This window comes from Bradyrhizobium commune (assembly GCF_015624505.1).
Taxonomy (GTDB): domain Bacteria; phylum Pseudomonadota; class Alphaproteobacteria; order Rhizobiales; family Xanthobacteraceae; genus Bradyrhizobium; species Bradyrhizobium commune.
Map to the genome: position 1 here is coordinate 7,495,092 of NZ_CP061379.1, position 19,826 is coordinate 7,514,917.

17 protein-coding genes are annotated in these 19,826 nt (G+C 62.7%); 4 read left to right on the plus strand and 13 right to left on the minus strand.

All coding sequences use genetic code 11. The features are described from left to right. Nucleotides 1-93: 93 nt before the first annotated feature. The 8 genes from IC761_RS35150 to urtA all read right to left on the minus strand — a co-directional run bounded on the left by IC761_RS35150 (nucleotide 94) and on the right by urtA (nucleotide 8,095). Nucleotides 94-1,134 (minus strand): aliphatic amidase, encoded by a 1,041-nt coding sequence (locus IC761_RS35150; RefSeq protein ID WP_195801178.1) that lies wholly within the window; start codon nucleotides 1,132-1,134, stop codon nucleotides 94-96. Between the two features lie 45 nt (nucleotides 1,135-1,179). Further along, a complete protein-coding gene (locus tag IC761_RS35155) occupies nucleotides 1,180-1,557 on the minus strand; it encodes an FmdB family zinc ribbon protein (protein WP_195801179.1) in 378 nt (125 codons plus the stop codon). 92 nt (nucleotides 1,558-1,649) lie between these two features. Beyond that, nucleotides 1,650-2,879: a formamidase gene (gene fmdA, locus IC761_RS35160; RefSeq protein WP_195801180.1), complete on the minus strand. Its 1,230-nt coding sequence runs from the start codon at nucleotides 2,877-2,879 to the stop codon at nucleotides 1,650-1,652. Nucleotides 2,880-2,907: 28 nt separating this feature from the next. Then, nucleotides 2,908-3,597 (minus strand): urea ABC transporter ATP-binding subunit UrtE, encoded by a 690-nt coding sequence (urtE, locus tag IC761_RS35165; protein ID WP_195801181.1) that lies wholly within the window; start codon nucleotides 3,595-3,597, stop codon nucleotides 2,908-2,910. A gap of 251 nt (nucleotides 3,598-3,848) precedes the next feature. After that, a complete protein-coding gene (gene urtD, locus IC761_RS35170) occupies nucleotides 3,849-4,604 on the minus strand; it encodes an urea ABC transporter ATP-binding protein UrtD (RefSeq protein ID WP_195801182.1) in 756 nt (251 codons plus the stop codon). Between the two features lie 10 nt (nucleotides 4,605-4,614). Then, nucleotides 4,615-5,757 carry an urea ABC transporter permease subunit UrtC gene (gene urtC, locus IC761_RS35175; protein WP_195801183.1) on the minus strand — a complete coding sequence of 381 codons (1,143 nt, stop codon included), beginning with the start codon at nucleotides 5,755-5,757 and terminating at the stop codon, nucleotides 4,615-4,617. Nucleotides 5,758-5,775: 18 nt separating this feature from the next. Continuing rightward, a complete protein-coding gene (gene urtB / locus IC761_RS35180) occupies nucleotides 5,776-6,702 on the minus strand; it encodes an urea ABC transporter permease subunit UrtB (RefSeq protein ID WP_195801184.1) in 927 nt (308 codons plus the stop codon). A 133-nt stretch (nucleotides 6,703-6,835) separates the two neighbouring features. After that, on the minus strand, nucleotides 6,836-8,095 hold the full coding sequence (gene urtA / locus IC761_RS35185; protein WP_195801185.1) for an urea ABC transporter substrate-binding protein: 1,260 nt from the start codon (nucleotides 8,093-8,095) through the stop codon (nucleotides 6,836-6,838). 167 nt (nucleotides 8,096-8,262) lie between these two features. Here urtA and IC761_RS35190 point away from each other — a divergent pair, with 167 nt between their 5' ends. Beyond that, entirely contained in the window at nucleotides 8,263-11,634 is a 3,372-nt protein-coding gene (locus IC761_RS35190; RefSeq protein WP_195801186.1) for a hybrid sensor histidine kinase/response regulator, read from the plus strand. Next, entirely contained in the window at nucleotides 11,618-12,550 is a 933-nt protein-coding gene (locus IC761_RS35195; protein WP_195801187.1) for a response regulator, read from the plus strand. Before IC761_RS35190 ends, IC761_RS35195 begins: the two co-directional genes overlap by 17 nt. Before the next feature lie 32 nt (nucleotides 12,551-12,582). Here IC761_RS35195 and IC761_RS35200 read toward each other — a convergent pair whose 3' ends face one another. Beyond that, a complete protein-coding gene (locus IC761_RS35200; protein WP_195801188.1) occupies nucleotides 12,583-14,082 on the minus strand; it encodes a flavin-containing monooxygenase in 1,500 nt (499 codons plus the stop codon). A 125-nt stretch (nucleotides 14,083-14,207) separates the two neighbouring features. Further along, nucleotides 14,208-14,966 (minus strand): S1 family peptidase, encoded by a 759-nt coding sequence (locus tag IC761_RS35205; protein ID WP_195801189.1) that lies wholly within the window; start codon nucleotides 14,964-14,966, stop codon nucleotides 14,208-14,210. A 93-nt stretch (nucleotides 14,967-15,059) separates the two neighbouring features. Here IC761_RS35205 and IC761_RS35210 point away from each other — a divergent pair, with 93 nt between their 5' ends. Next, entirely contained in the window at nucleotides 15,060-15,695 is a 636-nt protein-coding gene (locus IC761_RS35210) for an HAD-IA family hydrolase (RefSeq protein WP_195801190.1), read from the plus strand. Between the two features lie 107 nt (nucleotides 15,696-15,802). Here IC761_RS35210 and mtnA read toward each other — a convergent pair whose 3' ends face one another. The 3 genes from mtnA to IC761_RS35225 form a co-directional block, all read right to left on the minus strand. Continuing rightward, entirely contained in the window at nucleotides 15,803-16,912 is a 1,110-nt protein-coding gene (mtnA, locus tag IC761_RS35215) for an S-methyl-5-thioribose-1-phosphate isomerase (RefSeq protein ID WP_195801191.1), read from the minus strand. A gap of 18 nt (nucleotides 16,913-16,930) precedes the next feature. Then, nucleotides 16,931-17,806 carry an S-methyl-5'-thioadenosine phosphorylase gene (locus tag IC761_RS35220; RefSeq protein ID WP_195801192.1) on the minus strand — a complete coding sequence of 292 codons (876 nt, stop codon included), beginning with the start codon at nucleotides 17,804-17,806 and terminating at the stop codon, nucleotides 16,931-16,933. 155 nt (nucleotides 17,807-17,961) lie between these two features. Beyond that, the gene (locus tag IC761_RS35225) at nucleotides 17,962-18,234 is read right to left on the minus strand and encodes a phosphopantetheine-binding protein (protein WP_195801193.1); all 273 of its coding nucleotides are present in this window, start codon (nucleotides 18,232-18,234) and stop codon (nucleotides 17,962-17,964) included. Between the two features lie 356 nt (nucleotides 18,235-18,590). On the opposite strand from IC761_RS35225, the gene IC761_RS35230 reads away from it, so the two are divergent. After that, on the plus strand, nucleotides 18,591-19,808 hold the full coding sequence (locus IC761_RS35230; protein WP_195801194.1) for an acyl-CoA dehydrogenase family protein: 1,218 nt from the start codon (nucleotides 18,591-18,593) through the stop codon (nucleotides 19,806-19,808). Nucleotides 19,809-19,826 lie beyond the last annotated feature (18 nt).

Below are 19,826 nucleotides of genomic sequence, written 5' to 3' on the forward strand. Positions count from 1 at the left end.
CGCGGAATTGTCATGGTGCGCAAGTGCGGAGGCGCCGCCAGGTCGCGGTGTTGACGGTCGTTCACATCAATGACCGACCGTCATCGGCGTGATCTAATAATTGCTGGCCGCAGCCCCGTTCGGGATGCCGTCGATCGGGCATTCGTCAGTGCCCGGCGTGGAGCGCGTCATCGCCTCGACCATGTCCCGCGTGCCTTCGGGATCAGCGATCCAGTTCTTGTAGAAGTCGTACGGGCAGGCCGCGACGCCGCGCGGGCTGTCGCCGGAATTGATCATGCCGGTGTAGCCGCGGTGGACCAGCTTGTAGAGATGGTTCTGCGACTGGCCATTGCGGCGCGCGTCACGGATCAGATGTTTCGAGAGCTGGGCGTACTGGATGCCGTAATCCTCTTCGCCGCATTCGCCGAGCGTGCGGCCATCGAAGCCGATGATGGCGGAGTGACCGAAATAGGAATAGACGCCGTCGAAGCCGGCGGCATTGGCAACCGCGACATAGACGTTGTTGGCCCACGCCATCGCCTTGGAAATCATGACCTGCTGTTCCTTGGCCGGATACATGTAGCCCTGGCAGCGCACGATCAGCTCGGCGCCCTTCATGGCACAGTCGCGCCAGATTTCCGGATAATTGCCATCGTCGCAAATGATCAGGCTGACCTTGAGGCCTTTCGGCCCCTCGGAGACATAGGTGCAATTGCCGGGATACCAGCCTTCGATCGGCACCCACGGCATGATCTTGCGATACTTCTGCACGATCTCACCCTTGTCGTTCATCAGGATGAGCGTGTTGTAGGGCGCCTTGTGCGGATGCTCCTCGTGACGTTCGCCGGTGAGCGAGAACACGCCCCAGACTTTCGCCTTGCGGCAGGCCTCGGCGAAGATCGCAGTCTCTTCGCCCGGCACCATCGAGGCCGTCTCATACATCTCCTTGGAGTCGTACATGATGCCCTGGGTGGAATATTCAGGGAAGATCACGAGGTCCATGCCGGGCAGGCCGACCTTCATGCCGACGATCATGTCGGCGATCTTGCGGGTGTTATCGAGCACCTCGGCCTTGGTGTGCAGGCGGGGCATCTTGTAGTTGACCACTGCGACGCCGACGGTGTCGTTGCTGCTGGAAATATCGCCGTGAAGCATGTTGAGCGCTCCTGTACTTTGTTCGTTTGATGTTGGCGCGTGGCGTTAGTGGCTGATCATCCAGGGCCGCGCGGTGGGAAAGCCCTTGGCACCACTTTTTGTCTTGGTCATCAGCCGCGCGGGCCTCTTCTTGTCGGTCGAGATCTTGTCCTTGACGGTCTTCCCCGACGAGCAGCAGCCGCAACCGGGGCCATGCGAGGCCTTGTATTGCGCAAGCGTCTGGGGCGCGTGCGAGCTGCGCTCGTTGACGGCGTGGGCTTTTCGCTTCTCCGCCGGCATGCAGAAGAAATTCGGTGCGGTCAGGATCACCCGCGGCGCGAGCGTCTCGCAGTGCGGGCAGCTTTGCGGATCGTCGCATTCCGCCATCGGGCGCAAATCCTTGAAGGGTCCGCAGTCGTCACAGAGATATTCATAGACCGGCATCGCATCATCCCTACGCTATTGCCTGTTCACTATTCCTCGCGGCGGATGCGGGGCGGCCAACAGGCGCCGTCCCGCATCCCGTCGCGCAGGGATCATTTGTCCGGCGAGATCGGCATCTGGATATCGCCGGTGATGTGCTTGATGGGTCCGGCCGACGACGGCATCACGTCGAAGTCGAAGATCTCCGTCGGCAGCCACAGCGTGGCGCAGGCGTTGGGCACGTCGACCACACCGGAGATATGGCCCTGGCACGGCGCGGTGCCGAGGATCGAATAGGCCTGGGCGCCGGAGTAGCCGAACTTCTTCAGATACTCGATAGCGTTCAAGCACGCTTGGCGGTAGGCGATGTGGACGTCGAGATAGTGCTGCTTGCCGGCCTCGTCGACCGAGATGCCCTCGAAGATCAGATAGTCCTTGTAGTTCGGCGTGATTGGCGACGGCTTGAAGATCGGGTTCTTGATGCCGTACTTCGCCACGCCGTCCTTGATGATTTCGACCTTGAGATGCAGCCAGCCGGCCATCTCGATGGCGCCGCAGAAGGTGATCTCGCCGTCGCCCTGGCTGAAGTGCAGATCGCCCATCGAGAGACCGCCACCGGGAACGTAGACCGGGAAATAGATCTTCGAGCCGCGTGAGAGGTCCTTGATGTCGCAATTGCCGCCATGCTCGCGCGGCGGCACGGTGCGTGCGCCTTCCGCGCCGATCTTGGCCTTGGCGTCGCCCTTGGCACGGCCACCATGGGCGGTCGGCGCGAATGGCGGGTTGGCCAGGCCGGGCACACGGGTCGGGTTGGTCGAGATCAGCTCGGCCTCACGCCTGTTCCACATGTCCAGCATCTTCGGATCGGGCAGACAGCCGATCAAGCCGGGATGGATCAGGCCGGCGAAGTTGACGCCGGGCACGTGACGCGACGAGGTGTAGAGGCCCTTGATGTCCCAGATCGACTTCTGCGCCAGCGGGAAATGGTCGGTGAGGAAGCCGCCGCCATTCTGCTTGGAGAAGAAGCCGTTGAAGCCCCAGAGGCTCTCCTTGAGCGGGCCGACGTCGAGCAGGTCAACGACGAGGAGATCGCCGGGCTCGGCGCCCTTGACGCCGATCGGGCCAGACAGGAAGTGCACGATCGAGAGATCGATGTCGCGCACGTCGTCGGCGGAATCGTTGTTCTTGATGAAGCCGCCGGTCCAGTCATAGGTCTCGATGATGAAATCGTCGCCGGGATTGACCCAGGCCACGATCGGAATGTCGGGGTGCCAGCGGTTGTGCACCATGTCATTTTCATAGGCCGACTTGGTGAGATCGACCTTGATCAGTGTCTCTGGCATCGAGATGCTCCCCTTTTACTACGGTTGGTTAGACGGACAGATATTTCGAGACCTGCGCGGCATCGACGCTGGCTCGCGGATCATCACGCACAATCTCGCCGTTCTCGATGACCAGCACGCGGTCGGCGATATCGAGCGCGAAGCTCAAAACCTGCTCGGACACGACGATCGACAATCCACGCTCGTCGCGGATGCGCTTCAAGGTGCGCGCCATCTCCTTGATGATCGAGGGTTGGATGCCTTCGGTAGGCTCGTCCAGCAGCAGCACTTTCGGCTTGGTCGCGAGCGCACGCGCGATCGCCAATTGTTGTTGTTGCCCACCGGAGAGATTGCCGCCGCGGCGGCCCTTCATCTCCAGCAGCACCGGAAACAATTCGTAGATGCTGCCGGGCACCTCGGATTCGCCGGAGACGACGAGGCCGGTCTCGATGTTCTCCTTCACCGTCATGGTGGAGAAGATCATACGGCCCTGCGGCACATAGGCGAGACCCTTGGCGACGCGCTCATAGCTCGGAAGATTGCCGAGCTCGGCGCCATCCATCGTCACCGAGCCGCTCTTCGCCGGCAGAATTCCCATCAGCGACTTCATCAGCGTGGTCTTGCCCATGCCGTTGCGACCCATGATCGCAACGATCTCGTTGGGCGCGACCTTGACGTTGAGCCCGTGCAGCACCTCGCTCTGGCCGTAAGCGACGTGAAGATCGGAAATTGCCAGCATGATAACTTCCCGGGTCAGTGTGAATTTTGATGAGGCCGTTTTGCCGCGAACGCCTTCCTTCTCCCCTTGTGGGAGAAGGTGGCCCGGACGAAGTCCGCGACGGATGAGGGGTCTGCATCTGCGCATGCGACAGGCGGTTTGACGCGCGGAGAGATACCCCTCACCCGGATTGCTTGCGCGATCCGACCTCTCCCACAAGGGGAGAGGTACACCGTCACTGCCGCAGCGGGCTCACTCGACTTCGCCATACCTCAGTGCCCCAGATAAACTTCGACGACCTTGGGATCGTTCTTCACCTTGTCCATGGTGCCCTCGGAGAGGATCTGGCCCTGGTGCAGAACAGTGACCTTGTGCGCGATGTCCTCGACGAACTTCATGTCGTGCTCGATCACCAGCACCGAGCGGTTCTTGATGATGCGATTGAGCAGCTCAGCGGTCTTGGCACGTTCGGAGACGCTCATGCCGGCGACGGGCTCGTCGAGCATCAAGAGGTCCGGGTCCTGGATCAGCAGCATGCCGATCTCGAGCCACTGCTTCTGGCCGTGGCTGAGCAGATCGGCACTCATGTTCAGCCGATCCTTCAGGAAGATCATCTCGGCGACTTCATGCACCCGGTCGCGCACCGCGGCGTCGCGGGTGAAGGTCAGCGCACCGAACACCGAACGTCCGCGCGGATAAGAGATCTCCAGATTCTCGAACACCGTGAGATCGTCGTAGATCGACGGGTTTTGGAACTTGCGGCCGACCCCGGTCTTGACGATCTCGTTCTCCTTCATCCGCGTCAGCTCCTTGCCGCGGAACTGGATCGAGCCGGATGTCGCTTTGGTCTTGCCGCAGATCAGATCGAGCACGGTGGTCTTGCCGGCACCGTTCGGACCGATGATGACGCGGATCTCGTTTTCGTCGACGTAGAATGAGAGATCGTTGACCGCCTTGAACCCGTCGAACGAGACGGTGAGCGCTTCGACGGCGAGCAAAAATTCCTTGGGCTGGTGACCTACGAGCATGATGATGTCCTCACTCCGCCGGGGCGCCGTCGGCGACTGAATCGTCGGTCCAGCCGGCGGGTTTCGGTTTGCGCAACGAGATCAGGCGATCGATGCGCGGCTGCACATAGTCGCCCCAGATCCCGGCAAGCCCGTTCGGGAATGCGAGCACCACGGCGATGAACAGGCCGCCGAGGCCAAACAGCCACAATTCGGGGAAGGTTTCCGACAGGCTGGTCTTGGCAAAATTGACCAGCAGCGTGCCGTAGATTGCGCCCAGGATCGACAACCGGCCGCCAACCGCGGTGTAGATCACCATCTCGATCGACGGCACGATGCCGACGAAGGACGGTGACATGAAGCCGACATTGAGTGCGAACATCGCGCCGCCGATCGCGGCGAACACGGCGGCGATGCAGAAGGCGAAGATCTTGAAGTTGGCGACGCTATAGCCGGAGAAGCGGACCCGGTCCTCCTTCTCGCGCATCGCGACCAGGATGCGTCCGAGCTTGGAGTGCCGGACGAACTGCGCGATCATGATGCAGACGAACAGGCATCCGACCTCGAAGAAGTACAGCACGACCTTGGCGTGATCGGGCCGGATGTCCCACCCCTTCAGCGTCCGCAGATCAGTCATGCCGTTGATGCCGCCGGTGTAGCCTTGCTGTCCCACGATCAGGATGGTGAGGATGGCTGCAACCGCCTGGGTGATGATGGCGAAATAGGTGCCGCCGACACGGCGCTTGAACATCGCGGTGCCGATGATCCAGGCGAAGATGCCGGGCACAAGAATGATGGCGGCGATGGTGAGGGTGAGGCTGTTGAAGGGCTTCCAGAACAGCGGCAGCGCCGTGATCTGATTCCAGTCCATGAAGTCGGGAATGCCGGGTGTCGACTGGATCTTGGTGTTCTCCACGCTCGATGCCTCGAGCTTGAGAAACATCGCCATGCAGTAGCCGCCGAGCCCGAAGAAGACGCCCTGCCCAAGACTCAGGATGCCGCCATAACCCCAGCAAATCACCAAACCCAGCGCGACGAAAGCGTAGGTCAGGTATTTCGCGACCAGATTGAGCCTGAAGACGTCGAGCGTGAGCGGCAGGACCACCACCAGGAAGACCGCGAGCACCAGAATCCCGATGAGCTCCGATCGATTGAAGAACCGACTGTCGGTCATTGCATCAGCCTCATTTTCTCACTTGCGGACCTTAAGGGCGAACAACCCCTGCGGCCGCAGCATCAGGATTCCGACCACGGCGAGCAGCGTCAGCACCTTGGCCATCGAGCCCGACATGAAGAACTCGAGGGTGGATTGGGTTTGCGAGATCGAGAAGGCCGAGGCGATGGTGCCGAGCAGGCTCGCAGCGCCACCGAACACGACCACCAGGAACGTATCGACGATGTAGAGCTGACCCGACGTCGGTCCGGTCGAGCCGATCATGGTGAAGGCGCTGCCGGCGACGCCGGCGATGCCGCAGCCGAGGCCGAAGGTGTAGCGGTCGACCTTCTCGGTGTTGATGCCGACGGCGCCGGCCATGATGCGATTCTGCACCACCGCGCGGACCTGGCGGCCCCAGCGCGACTTGTACATCACATAGGCGACGACGATGGTGATCAGCACGGTGAGGCACATCACGAAGACGCCGTTGATCGGCACTTCGATGCTGTCGGTGACGTGCAGCGATCCGAGCATCCACTGCGGCAGCTCGACGCCGACCTCGCGCGCGCCGAACACGGAGCGATAGGCCTGCTGGAGCATCAGGCTGAGGCCCCAGGTGGCGAGCAGCGTATCGAGCGGGCGCTTGTAGAGGTGCTTTATCAGCACCCATTCCACCAGCATTCCCAGCGCACCTGATGCGACAAAGGCAAGGATCATTGCGAGGAAGAAGTAGCCGCTGAAAAGGCTCGGCAAATAGGACTGGAAGAAATTCGAGGTCATCCAGGTGACGTAGGCCCCGAGGATCATGAACTCGCCATGGGCCATGTTGATGACGCCCATCTGGCCGAAGATGATCGCGAGTCCCAGCGCCATCAGCACATAGACAGAGAACAGGATCAGTCCTGCAAAACCCTGCATGACGAAGATGGAGCCAAGGTCACCAAGCGAGTAGTCGCCGAACATCGATGTCCTCCGTCAGGGATGAGGTCCCGCGTCGCGAGCGGATTCGCGACGCGGGGGTCTTGGGCATGGACTTGCAATCCACGCCAGGGAGCGGTTTTGCCTTCAGGGAAGACGACGACGAACGCCGCGTCTCTTACTGGTAACCCTTCGGGAATGGATCCGGCTCGACGAGATCGGCGGTCTCGTAGATCAGCTCGAATTGGCCATCGAGCTTGGCGCGGCCCACGCGGGTCTTCGACCAGAGGTGATGGTTTTCGTGGATGCGCACGTAACCTTCCGGCGCGCCCTTGAACTCGACGCCGGGCGAAGCCGCCGCGATCTTGTCGACGTCGAAGGAGCCGGCCTTCTCGACCGTCAACTTCCACAACCACGGGCCGAGATAGGCAGCCTGGGTGACGTCTCCGATCACGGTCTTCTCGCCCCACATCTTCTTGAACGCGGGCACGAAGGCCTTGTTGTTCGGATTGTCGAGCGACTGGAAGTACTTCATGCAGGCATAGGCGCCCGCGATGTTCTCGCCACCGATGCCGTCGATTTCGTCCTCGGTCACCGAGATCGTCAGCAGCGCCTGCTTGGAGAGGTCGATGCCGGCCGCCTTGAGCTGCTTGTAGAAGGCGACGTTGGAGCCGCCGACGACGTCAGTGAAGATCACGTCGGGCTTGGTCAGCTTGATCTTGTTGATGACCGAGTTGAATTGGGTGTTGCCGAGCGGATAGTACTCCTCGCCGACGACCTTGCCTTTCAGCACGTTCTCGACATGCTTGCGCGCGATCTTGTTCGAGGTGCGCGGCCAGATGTAGTCGGAGCCGATGAAGAAGAACGACTTGGCGCCCTTCTCCTTGGCGATCCAGTTCAGTCCGGCGAGGATCTGCTGGGTCGCCTCCTGGCCGGTGTAGATCACGTTCTTGGACTGCTCGAGACCTTCATAGAAGGTCGGATAGTAGAGCATGCCGTTGTACTGCTCGACGACCGGCAGCACCGCCTTGCGCGAGGCCGAGGTCCAGCAACCCATGATCGCCGCGACCTTGTCGTTGACGAGCAGCTTCTTCGCTTTCTCCGCGAAGGTCGGCCAGTCGCTGGCGCCGTCTTCCTGGATGAACTTGATCTTGCGGCCGAGCACGCCGCCGGCGGCATTGATCTGCTCGATGGCAAGCTTTTCGGCCTCGATCGAGCCGGTTTCGGAGATCGCCATGGTACCGGTCGCCGAATGCAGGATGCCGACCGTCACCTCGGTGTCAGTGACCGCAAGGCCGGTGGTGTTGACCGCCGAGGTCGCCGGAGCCTGCGCGAATGACGCCCGCGGCAGCATCGTGATGGCCGGCACGGCCGCCATTCCCATCAATAGTTTACGCCGGAGCGGCGACAACAGGCCCTTGTTTGCTTCGTCTGACATGAGCACCCCACTTTTGTTCGAGGACACGCGATTGGTCCTGTGAGGATGGCTCGAATTTGTGCAGCGCAAGCATACGCAAGATCGCGTATACTGCACCGCAAAATACCGACGTAGGCTTTTGGTACGGGATTTGCGAGGGATCCGGCAGTTTCGGAAGTGGGGTTAGAGTGGCAGGGCGGCAGCGAATAGACCGCGTCAGGCGCCAGTACAACCAATGGGTCGCCAACCAGACGCTGGAAGACTACGCGCTGCGCTTCACCGCCAAGAGCGCGCGCCGCTGGTCCGCCGCCCGTGTCGCCAACACCGCAATCGGCGCGATCTCCTTCCTGGTGCTTGAAGCGATCGGCGGCACCATCACCCTCAATTACGGCGTCACCAACGCCGCCGCCGCGATCCTCGTCGTTTCCGCCATCATCTTCTGCTGCGGCGTACCCATTGCCTATTATGCCGCCAAATGCGGCATCGACATTGACCTCCTCACCCGCGGCGCCGGTTTCGGCTATATCGGCTCGACCATCACCTCGCTGATCTACGCCTCCTTCACTTTTATTTTCTTCGCGATCGAGGCGGTGATCCTGGCAACCGCGCTGGAGATGTGTTTGGGCATCCCGCGCCCGATCGGTTACCTCATCAGCGCGGTCGCGATCATACCGCTCGTGACCTACGGCATCACGCTGATCAGCCGCTTCCAGCTCTGGACGCAGCCGCTCTGGGTCGTCCTGCACATCCTGCCGTTCGCCGCGATCGCATGGGCCAGCCCGCACTCCTTCACGGAGTGGCACAACTTTGCCGGCGAGCACGGCGACCTCGGTGGAGGTTTCGATCTGCTGCCGTTCGGCGTCGCGTCCTCGGTTGTGTTCTCGCTGGTTGCGCAAATCGGCGAGCAGGTCGACTTCCTGCGCTTCCTGCCGCGCGACCGCCGCACCTCGAAGGCGTCGTGGTGGATCGCGCTGATGAGCGCCGGGCCTGGCTGGATCGTGCTCGGCGCGCTGAAACTCATGGCCGGCTCTTTCCTCGCCTTCTTTGCGCTGAGCCACGGCGTGCCACCCGAAGAGGCCGCCGAGCCCGCGCATATGTATCTCGTGGCGTTTCGCTACGTGCTGTCGGAGCCGGACCTCGCGCTGGCGCTGACCGGCTTCTTCGTGATCCTGTCGCAACTCAAGATCAACGTCACCAACGCCTATGCCGGCTCGATCGCATGGTCGAACTTCTTCTCGCGGCTGACCCATAGCCATCCCGGCCGCGTCGTCTGGCTGGTGTTCAACGTGATGGTGGCGCTGCTGCTGATGGAGATCGGCGTCTACAAGGCGCTGGAGCAGACGCTCGCGCTCTATTCCAACGTCGCGATCGCCTGGGTCGGCGCGCTGGTGTCCGACCTCGTGATCAACAAGCCGCTCGGCCTGCGTCCGCCGCAGATGGAGTTCAAGCGGGCGCATCTCTACGACATCAACCCGGTTGGCGTCGGCGCGATGACGCTCGCGATCATCGTCTCGATCGCCGCCTTCTACGGCCTGTTCGGCCCGACCATGAAGGCGCTCGCCGCCTTCGTCGCGCTGACGGTCGCCTTCGTCACCGCGCCGATCATCGCGTGGCTGACGGACGGCAAGTTCTACATCGCACGCAAGCCGAAGCGGAGCTGGGCCAATATCGAATCGATCCAGTGCTGCATCTGCGAGCACCATTTCGAGCCGGAGGACACCACCTCCTGCCCCGCTTATGCCGGACCGATCTGCTCGCTTTGCTGTTCGCTTGACGCGCGCTGCCACGACCTCTGCAAACCGCATGGACGCGCACAGGCGCAGTTCGCCGACGCGCTCAGCAAGATCCTTCCGCAACCGATCTACGCGCGGATCAATTCGCAGTTCGGTCACTACATCGGCGTGTTCGTGGTCTCTGCCGGCCTCGTCGCGCTGGTGCTCGGGCTGATCTACCTCCAGACCTCGGCGAGCGTGCATGGCGATAACATGCTCGTCTCCAACGTGCTGTGGAAGGTGTTCTTCTCGCTCAGCATCATCATCGGCGTGGTCGCCTGGCTGTTCGTGCTGGCGCAGCAGAGCCGCCGTGCGGCGGAAGCCGAGACGCGGCGGCAGACCACGCTCTTGATCCAGGAAATCGACGCGCACAAGCGCACCGACGCCGAGCTTCAACGTGCCAAGGAGGTCGCCGAATCCGCCAACCTCGCCAAGAGCCGTTATGTGGTCGGCTTAAGCCACGAGCTGCGCTCGCCGCTGAACGCGATCAGCGGCTATGCCCAGCTGCTGGAGCAGGATTCGACGCTGAACACCAAGCCGCGCGACCAGGTCCGCGTCGTCCGCCGCAGCGCCGATCATCTCTCCGGCCTGATCGACGGCATTCTGGACATCTCCAAGATCGAGGCGGGACGGCTTTATCTCTCCCGCGATGAGGTCCGCTTGAGCGATTTCCTCGATCAGCTCGTCGGCATGTTCCGCCTCCAGGCCGGCGCCAAGGGCATCGACTTCGTCTTCAGGCGGCCGCCGACATTGCCGACGGTGGTCTATGCCGACGAGAAGCGGCTGCGCCAGGTCCTGATCAACCTGCTGTCAAACGCGATCAAGTTCACCCAGACCGGCAGCGTCCAATTTGTGGTGCATTATCGCAGTCCCGTCGCCGAGTTCGAGGTGATCGACACCGGCCCCGGCATCCAGGGTGACGACCTCGAACGCATCTTCGCGCCGTTTGAACGCGGTGCACTTGGGGTCTCGCAACCGCATACCGGCACGGGACTGGGGCTCACGATCAGCCGATTGCTCGCCGGCGTGATGGGTGGCGACATCAAGGTCACCAGCACGGTCGGCACCGGCAGCACGTTCAAGGTGAAGATGCTGCTGTCGGAGGTCACCAATCCCAGGCGCACCGCGCCGGTGGAAGCGCCGGTCTCCGGCTATCACGGCGCGCGCAAGACCATCCTCATCACCGACGACGATCCAGTTCACCGCGACCTCTTGCGCGAGGTGCTGACGCCACTCGGGTTCATCCTGCTCAGCGCCGCCGACGGCCCGGGCTGCCTGGCGCTGGCGCAGCACTGCAGGCCCGACCTGTTCCTGCTCGACATCTCGATGCCGGGCATGGACGGCTGGACGGTCGCGGAGACGCTGCGCGCGAGCGGCCATCACCAGGCGCGTATCCTGATGGTGTCGGCCAGCGCGCTCGAAGCCCACGGCGCGCCGCTAGCGCAGCCCTTCCACGACGGCTATCTGATGAAGCCGATCGACATCCCGCGGCTTCTGGAAAGCATCCGTCAACTGCTGAAGATCGAATGGCAATACGGCTCTGACGAGATTGCCGTGCCGTTGTGGCGACCGGACAGTGGCTCGCGTCCACCGGTCAAGCACATCAAGGCGCTGATCGGGCTCGGCCAGATCGGCTACGTCAAGGGCATCCAGTTGAAGCTGGACGAGATCGGCGGCGAGCATCCCGAGCATGCCGACTTCGTCGCGGAAATGCGGTCGCTGGTCGATCGCTTCGATCTCGACCAGTACATGGCAACATTGAAAACACTGCATGCTTATGAGCATTGAGCCAAAAAAGCGCGACGTCGCGCTCGTTGTCGACGACTCTCCGGAGACGCTGCGACTGCTCACCGACGCCCTCGACGGCGCCGGCATGACGGTGATGGTGGCGCTCGATGGCGCGGCCGCAATGCGCATCGTCGACCAGATCACACCCGACATCGTGCTGCTCGACGCCGTGATGCCCGGCATCGACGGATTCGAAACCTGCCGCCGGCTCAAACGCGACGCGGGCCTTGCCAATGTGCCCGTGATCTTCATGACCGGCCTCGCCGAAACCGAGCACATCGTGCGCGGGCTGGAAGCCGGCGGCGTCGACTACGTGACAAAACCGATCGTGATCGAGGAGATGCTGGCGCGCATCCGCGTCCATCTCGGCAATGCACGGCTGACGCAAAGCGCCCGTGCCGCGCTCGACGTCTCCGGCCGCTTCCTGTTCGCGGTCAACCGCCAGGGCAGCATTCTCTGGGCAACGCCGCAGGCGCAGAAATTATTGACCGACCACCACGGCGCGCCCACGGGCGAAGAGATCAGACTGCCGCCATCGCTGCTGCAATGGCTGGAACAGGCGCACAAGGGCAAGGGCGGATCGAAATCGCAGGCCGCCTCGCTCCCCGATAATCCGCAGCTACGATTTTATTACATGGGCGAGCTCGGCCCGAACGAATTCCTGCTGCGGCTCTCCAAGGAATCCGGCACCGCGCTGCCGCCGGAGTTCACCAGTGAGCTCGGCCTCACCACCCGCGAAGGCGAGGTGCTGGCGTGGCTCTCCAAAGGTAAGACCAACCGCGACATCGCGCAGATTTTGGGCCTCAGCCCGCGCACGGTCGACAAGCATCTGGAGCAGATCTACGCCAAGCTGGGCGTAGAGAACCGGACGGCGGCCGCGGCGATTGCCGCGAATACGACGCGGAAGAATTCCTAGCCGCGAATGAGTTGAGGCGCTAACGCGCCCCCTCACCCGTACACGAACGCCTTGTCATCCAGATCCGTCTTCGGGATCTCGTCCTTCTCGGTCCAGTAATCCTGGCTGTGCTGCCATTCCGGCTTGTCGCCGCGCTTCGGCAACAGGTTCATGTCGCGCATAATGTAGCCGGGGTTGAAATTTTCCGGATCAATCCAGGGCAGGATCGGCATGTTGTGATCTTCAGGGCGTAACGCGACGGCGACCTTCTTCGTGCCTTTCGCCTTCATGTGGCCAAGCAGCCGGCACACAAAGTCCGCGACGAGGTCGACGCGCAGCGTCCAGCTCGCGCGGAAATAGCCGAACACCCAGACCATGTTCGGCACGCCCGTGAACATCATGCCGCGATAGGTGACGGTGTCGCCGAAGGCAAGCGGCTTGCCATCGATCTCGAAGGCGATGTCGCCGAGAGCTGCGAGATTGAAGCCGGTCGCGGTGATGATGACGTCAGCTTCGAGCAGCTTGCCCGATTTGAGCTGGATGCCGTTCTCGACGAAGCACTCGATCTCGTCGGTGACGACGGAGGCCTTGCCGCTGGCGATGCCCTTGAAAAGGTCGGCATCCGGCACGAAGGCGATACGCTGCCGCCACGGCCGATAGCTTGGCGTGAAATGTGTCTCGACGTCGTAGTCCGGACCGAGCACCGCGCTGATCTGGCCGATCAGCTCCTTCTTCACCTGCTCGGGCTTGGCGATGCAGAGCTTGGTGAACGCATCCTGCTCGAACAAAATCTTGCGGCGGACGATCTCGTGGATCCAGGCCTCGTCGACCTGGAGCCGGCGCAATTCCTCCGCGATCTCGATGGCATTGCGGCCGAGACGGAAATAGGTCGGCGAGCGCTGAAGCATGGTGACATGCGCGCATGTGTCGGCGATGTTCGGCACCAGCGTGGCCGCCGTCGCGCCCGAGCCGATCACCACGACCTTCTTGCCGGCGAGGTCGATATCGTCCGGCCAGGTCTGCGGGTGGACGATGCGGCCCTTGAAGCGGTCGGTGCCCTTCCATTCCGGCGTATAGCCTTCGGAATGGCGATAATAACCCTGGCACATCCAGAGGAAATTCGCAGTGAAGGTCTTCGGCTCGCCCGTATCCGTCGTCGCCTCGATGGTCCAGAGATCTTGCTCGCTCGACCAGCTCGCCGAATTGATCCTGTGCTTGTAGCGGATGTGGCGCGCGATATCGTTGTCCTCGATCACCTCGTTCATGTAGGCGAGGATCTCTTCGGCGGTCGCGATCGGCGGACCGACCCAGGGCTTGAAGCTGTAGCCGAAGGTGTGGAGGTCGCTGTCCGACCGGATGCCGGGATAGCGATGCGTGGTCCAGGTGCCGCCGAAGGTTGCCTGCGTCTCCAGGATGACGAAGCTCGTCCCCGGCAGCTGCTTCTGGACGTGATAGGCGCTGCCGATGCCGGAGATGCCGGCGCCGACGATCAGCACGTCGAAATGCTCTGAGGCCTGTCTGGTGGTGGCGCGACTGCGAACAGCGACATTCATTGTTGCTTCTATGCCTTGCTTGCTTTTTGAGGCCGCCCTCGATGGGCGGCGCGTTTCCTCCGCGACGGGCATGGTCGCCCACCGCGCCTTCGCTGCAAAATGACATAGATCAGTTCGCGATCAAATCACAGAGGTGCACCCCAGCTCCGCGCAGTCTGCAAGATCCAGTCGCGATAGAGGGTGAGCGGCGTGACGCCGGTCAATCCGCCGCAGCCGGCCGCGCCATTCGGCCCCGTCGACCAGCTGATGAGGCCGACAAGCACGGCACCGTTCGGCTTGTCTTCAAACACGGGGCCACCGGAATCACCGGTGCAGGCGCCGATTCCATCGCGAACACCGTTGGTTACGGGATCGACCAGCCGGATCTGCAACGTGCCCGGCTGTCCGGTAGCAACGAGCGCAGCGACACGCGTCGTGCCGCCGCTCTTGCCATCGCCGCGCACGGTGACGCCGATGCCGGCGATGGTGAAGCGGCTGCCGACCTGGATTGGAATATTCGGCGCGCCGACCGCGGCAGTCGATTTTCCCTTGAGTGGAATATCGAGTTGCAACAGTGCCACGTCCGCGCTGGCGCGATGCGCCTGCATCGCCTGCATATTGAAATTCGGATGGATGGCGACGCTGCGAACGTTCAACAATTGCGGCTGACCGTCAGTGCCGCGATCGACGATCTTGTAGTCCGCGCCGGGTTGCACACAGTGCGCAACCGTCAGAACCAGCTTCGGTGCGATCAGGCTGCCGGTGCAAAAATTGCCACGTGAGCCGACGATGGTGACGACCGCGCGAGCCACACCGTCCATCTGCGGCGTGCCACCGCCGACGATGGCATGAGCGGGCGTGGCGAGCAGCAGTGCGGCTGTGATGAGAATTGCGAGCTTCTTCATGGGAACACGGCTTAGCGGCGCGATTGCTTCGGACTGGTCCTTGCCGATAGCGCATGCTAGCCGTCTTGGAAAGCAATTGACGAGGGCGGGACATTGGCGATCGAAGCTGTGATCTTTGATTTTGGCGGCGTGTTGACGAGCTCGCCGTTCGAGGCGTTCGCGCGGTTCGAGCGCGAGCGCGGGCTACCGACCGACACCATCCGGCGCACCAATGCGGCCAATCATCTCGAAAATGCCTGGGCCAAGTTCGAGCGCGCCGAGGTCGATATCGACACCTTCGATAAGCTATTCGCCGAGGAATCACGCGCGCTCGGCGCCGAGGTGCGCGGGCGCGACGTGCTGCCGCTGCTTCAGGGCGACCTGCGCCCGGAGATGGTCGAGGCCCTGAAGCGTATCAAGGCACAATTCAAAACCGGCTGCATCACCAACAATCTGCCCGCCAATGCCATCGGCAGCATGACCGGACGTTCGCTCTACGTCGCGGAGGTGATGGTGCTGTTCGATCACGTCATCGAGTCCGCCAAGATCGGCCTGCGCAAGCCCGACCCGCGCATCTACCGGATGATGGTCGAGACACTGAAGGTCGATCCGAAGACGTGCGTCTATCTGGACGATCTCGGCGTCAATCTGAAGCCCGCGCGCGAGATGGGCATGACGACGATCAAGGTGACCAGCGGCGCCCAGGCGATTGCGGAGCTCGAGACGGTGACGGGGCTGAAGCTGACATAATTCACAAAGGCCGTAGGGTGGGCAAAGCGAAAAGTGCCCACCAATTCCATTGGCACAAGCAGATGGTGGGCACGGCGCAAGAGCGCCTTTGCCCACCCTACCAGAGCCTACTCCGCCGCGGCGGCGATCCGCTCGGGAAAGGCGGCGGCGAGCGCGGCGCGGTCGGGCTTTAACACACCGCGCTCGGTGATGAGGCCGGTCACGAGACGCGCCGGCGTCACGTCGAAGGCGTAGTTCGCGACCGGTGATCCCTCCGGCACGATCCGCACCGTCTCCAGTCGGCCGTCCGCGGTGCGGCCGGTCATGTCGGTGACCTCCGCGCCGCTGCGCTGCTCGATTGGAATATCCCGGATGCCATCATTCACCGCGAAGTCGATCGTCGGCGACGGCAGCGCGACATAGAACGGCACGTTGTTGTCGTGCGCGGCAAGCGCCTTGAGGTACGTGCCGATCTTGTTGCAGACGTCGCCATTGGCGGCGACACGGTCGGTGCCGACGATGGCGAGATCGACCATGCCATGCTGCATCAGATGCCCGCCGGTATTATCGGGGATCACCGTATGCGGCACGCCGTGATGGCCGAGCTCCCACGCGGTGAGCGAGGCGCCCTGGTTGCGCGGCCGGGTCTCGTCGACCCAGACATGGACCTTGATGCCGCGCTCGTGCGCAAGATAGATCGGCGCCGTCGCCGTGCCCCAGTCGACGGTGGCAAGCCAGCCGGCGTTACAATGCGTCAGCACGTTAACGACCTCGCCCGGCTTCTTCTTAGCCATGATCGCCTCGATCAGCTTGAGGCCATTGCCGGCGATGCCGCGGTTGATCTCGACGTCCTGCTCGACGATCTCGTCGGCACGCGCATAGGCGGCCTCAGCCCTCTCCACCGGATCGATCGGCACGAGCGCCGCGCGCATCTCGTCCAGCGCCCATTTCAGATTGATCGCGGTCGGCCGCGCCACGACCAGCGTCTCATAGGCCCGCTTTAGACCGGCGTCGGAACTGTCCTCGCGCATCGCCAGTGCCATGCCGTAAGCTGCGGTCGCGCCGATCAACGGCGCGCCGCGCACCAGCATGTCGCGGATCGCGACTGCGGCATCCTCGCACGAGATCAGCCGTGCGACCACGAATTCATGCGGCAGCCTGCGCTGGTCGATCGCGCCAACCGACCAGCCGTCGCGCTCGCGCCAGATGCTGCGAAAATGCTTGCCGTCGACTTTCATGGCAATCTGCCTTTCGCTTCACGCGCGCAGGATGCGCCCGGCCACCGCGTCGAGCTTCTTCAGAAGTTCCGGATCGCGCGCTTCGGGCGCGGTGATCAGCGCGGTATCGAGCGCGCGGTCCGAGCCGATCGGACATGGCTCATGCTCGCGCGGAAAATCCTTGGCCAGCCGCGCCACCAGCGCCTTCGCCTTGTCGGCGTTCGAAGTCAGCACGCGGATGATGTCCTGCACGGTGACGGCGTCGTGATCGGGATGCCAGCAATCGAAATCCGTCACCATCGCGACCGTGGCGTAACAAATCTCCGCCTCACGCGCGAGTTTTGCCTCGGGCATGTTGGTCATGCCGATCACGGAATAGCCGAGCGTCTTGTAGGTCATGCTCTCCGCATAGGTAGAGAATTGCGGCCCCTCCATGCAGACATAAGTGCCGCCGCGTGCAATCGCGATGCCCTCGGCTTCGGCCGCCGCCGCAAGATGGATGCGCAGCCGCGGCGAGACCGGGTGCGCCATCGACACATGCGCGACGCAGCCCTTGCCGAAGAACGAGCTCTCGCGCTTGTGGGTGCGGTCGACGAACTGGTCGACGAGAACGAAAGTGCCGGGCGGCATCGCCTCCTTGAAGGAACCGCAGGCCGACAGCGAGATCAGATCGGTGACGCCGGCGCGCTTCAGCACGTCGATATTGGCGCGATAGTTGATGTCGGAGGGCGACAGACGGTGGCCCTTGTCGTGGCGCGGCAGGAATACGATCGGCAGCCCCGTGATGGTGCCACGCCGCACCGGTGCCGACGGCTCGCCCCAGGGGCTCTCGATCACCTCTTCGTGCGCGCCCTCGAGCCCCGGCAGGTCGTAGATGCCGGAGCCGCCGATGATGCCCAATACCGCCTGCGTCATGCCTGCTCCACCCTGTCCGCCACCTGCGACATGGTTAAGCTATGCCAGTTTTGAGGAGGTTTTGGAACGGGGATGGCGGAGAGTGACCGCGTTGGGGCAAGGCGCTCGCCACATGTTCGGTGTCGTCCTGGCTTTCGCCAGGACGACACCGAGGGCTAAGCCGCGGTCGCAGGCCGCAGCTGCGTCGCGACCATACGCTCCAGCGTCTCGACCGACTGGAAATTCTCCGGCGTGATCTCGGACTGCGGGATGGTGAAGTCGAATTCGGCTTCGACGCCCAGCATCAGGTTTACCATGTCCATCGAGGTCAGGCCGACATCGACGAGCTTGGCCTGCGGCGTCACATCAGCTAACAGCGAGTTCTGTTCAAGGATGCCCTTCACCAGCTTGATGATGCGACTGCGCAATTCGGTATCGAAGGCCTGCATCGGCAAATTCCCATCTGTCTATCGAGGTCGGACCGGACTGCCAGCTACGGTGGGCAGGGGGGCCCGATCCCGCAATGGGCGCGACCCTTACTTCGCAATTCTTAGTAAACGATGACTCAGATTGTCTAAAATCGATGCCTCTTCCAAATGGCTAACGCCATACCGGATTTTTCGGCGACGCAAAAAACTGGGCCTTAACTGTTCGTTCGGAATTTGGCTTCGTTTACCCTCTATTTCATCGACGAATTTGAATTAAATCCGTAGCCTCACTCTACAAGCAAAGATGGTCGGATGGCGTGAATGGCATCGCAAATGGTGCCTCTCGGTCTCGAACGGCGAAGCGGAGGCGGACGAGCATGAACGTGCGTGAAGCGATCCTCACTGTCGACGAAACGCAAACGAGCCTTCTCGAGCAGGGCCCCTCCTTGATCGAGCGCGCGGCCCGCACCGCCACTGTGGCTGCGGCCGACGCTGACGGCGTCGATCGCGACGCCCGCTTTCCCCACAAGGCTTTCGATGCCGCGCGTGAGCAAAAGCTGCTCGGCGTCATGATCCCGGTCGAGCTCGGCGGCTTCGGCGCCTCGATCTACGACGTCAGCGACATCTGCTACACGCTCGGCCGCGCCTGCGCTTCGACGGCGATGATCTACGCGATGCACCAGACCAAGGTTGCCTGCGTTATCAGGCACGGCCACGGCATCCCCTGGATGGAAACCATGATGCGCCGGGTCGCCCGCGACCAGTGGCTGCTCGCCTCCTCCACCACCGAGGGCCAGAACGGCGGCAACATCCGCGCCAGCGCGGCTGCCGTCGACCACGCCGGCGACACCGTCTCGCTGGTGCGCGACGCCACCGTGATTTCCTACGGCGCCGAGGCCGACGGCCTCGTCACCATCGCCCGCCGCGCCACCGAGGCCGCGGCATCCGACCAGGTGCTGCTGGCGCTCGCCAAGGACGACTATTCGCTGAAGCAGACGCAAGGCTGGGAAACGCTCGGCATGCGCGGCACCTGCTCGACAGGTTTCGAGCTGAAGGTCGATTGCCCCACCGACCGCGTCTTCCCGGAAGCGTATGACAAGATCCACGCGCAGACGATGACGCCGTTCGCGCATCTGTGCTGGTCATCGGCCTGGGCCGGCATTGCCGCTGCTTCTGTCGCGCGCGCGCAAGCCTTCATCCGCAAGGCTGCGCGCTCCTCCGGCGGTCAGATGCCGCCGGCCGCCGCGCACTTCACCGCCGCAAAAATGTCGCTGGCAAAACTCCGCGCGCTGATCGCTGCCAATCTCGACGCCTTTGCCCGCGCCGAGCACGACGAGCGCGCGCTCGGCTCGCTCGACTTCCAGTCCTCGATAACGCTGCTGAAGGTGCAGGCCTCCGAGCTCGCGGTCGAGACCGTGATGCATGCGATGCGCACCACCGGCCTCTCCGGCTACCGCAACGACGGCGAGTTCACCATGGGCCGCCATCTGCGCGACGTGCTGTCGTCGCCGATCATGATCAACAACGACCGCATTCTGGCCAACGCCGCCACCTCGACGTTGATGAGCGGCATCCCGACAAGCCTTCGCGACTAAATCAACAAGAACAATTTT

Excerpts from the sequence above, each read along its gene's own strand:
- IC761_RS35150 (WP_195801178.1), bottom strand. The coding sequence starts at position 1,134 with ATGCTTCACGGCGATATTTCCAGCAGCAACGACACCGTCGGCGTCGCA.
- IC761_RS35155 (WP_195801179.1), bottom strand. The coding sequence starts at position 1,557 with ATGCCGGTCTATGAATATCTCTGTGACGACTGCGGACCCTTCAAGGAT.
- fmdA (WP_195801180.1), bottom strand. The coding sequence starts at position 2,879 with ATGCCAGAGACACTGATCAAGGTCGATCTCACCAAGTCGGCCTATGAA.
- urtE (WP_195801181.1), bottom strand. The coding sequence starts at position 3,597 with ATGCTGGCAATTTCCGATCTTCACGTCGCTTACGGCCAGAGCGAGGTG.
- urtD (WP_195801182.1), bottom strand. The coding sequence starts at position 4,604 with ATGCTCGTAGGTCACCAGCCCAAGGAATTTTTGCTCGCCGTCGAAGCG.
- urtC (WP_195801183.1), bottom strand. The coding sequence starts at position 5,757 with ATGACCGACAGTCGGTTCTTCAATCGATCGGAGCTCATCGGGATTCTG.
- urtB (WP_195801184.1), bottom strand. The coding sequence starts at position 6,702 with ATGTTCGGCGACTACTCGCTTGGTGACCTTGGCTCCATCTTCGTCATG.
- urtA (WP_195801185.1), bottom strand. The coding sequence starts at position 8,095 with ATGTCAGACGAAGCAAACAAGGGCCTGTTGTCGCCGCTCCGGCGTAAA.
- IC761_RS35195 (WP_195801187.1), top strand. The coding sequence starts at position 11,618 with ATGCTTATGAGCATTGAGCCAAAAAAGCGCGACGTCGCGCTCGTTGTC.
- IC761_RS35200 (WP_195801188.1), bottom strand. The coding sequence starts at position 14,082 with ATGAATGTCGCTGTTCGCAGTCGCGCCACCACCAGACAGGCCTCAGAG.
- IC761_RS35205 (WP_195801189.1), bottom strand. The coding sequence starts at position 14,966 with ATGAAGAAGCTCGCAATTCTCATCACAGCCGCACTGCTGCTCGCCACG.
- mtnA (WP_195801191.1), bottom strand. The coding sequence starts at position 16,912 with ATGAAAGTCGACGGCAAGCATTTTCGCAGCATCTGGCGCGAGCGCGAC.
- IC761_RS35220 (WP_195801192.1), bottom strand. The coding sequence starts at position 17,806 with ATGACGCAGGCGGTATTGGGCATCATCGGCGGCTCCGGCATCTACGAC.
- IC761_RS35225 (WP_195801193.1), bottom strand. The coding sequence starts at position 18,234 with ATGCAGGCCTTCGATACCGAATTGCGCAGTCGCATCATCAAGCTGGTG.
- IC761_RS35230 (WP_195801194.1), top strand. The coding sequence starts at position 18,591 with ATGAACGTGCGTGAAGCGATCCTCACTGTCGACGAAACGCAAACGAGC.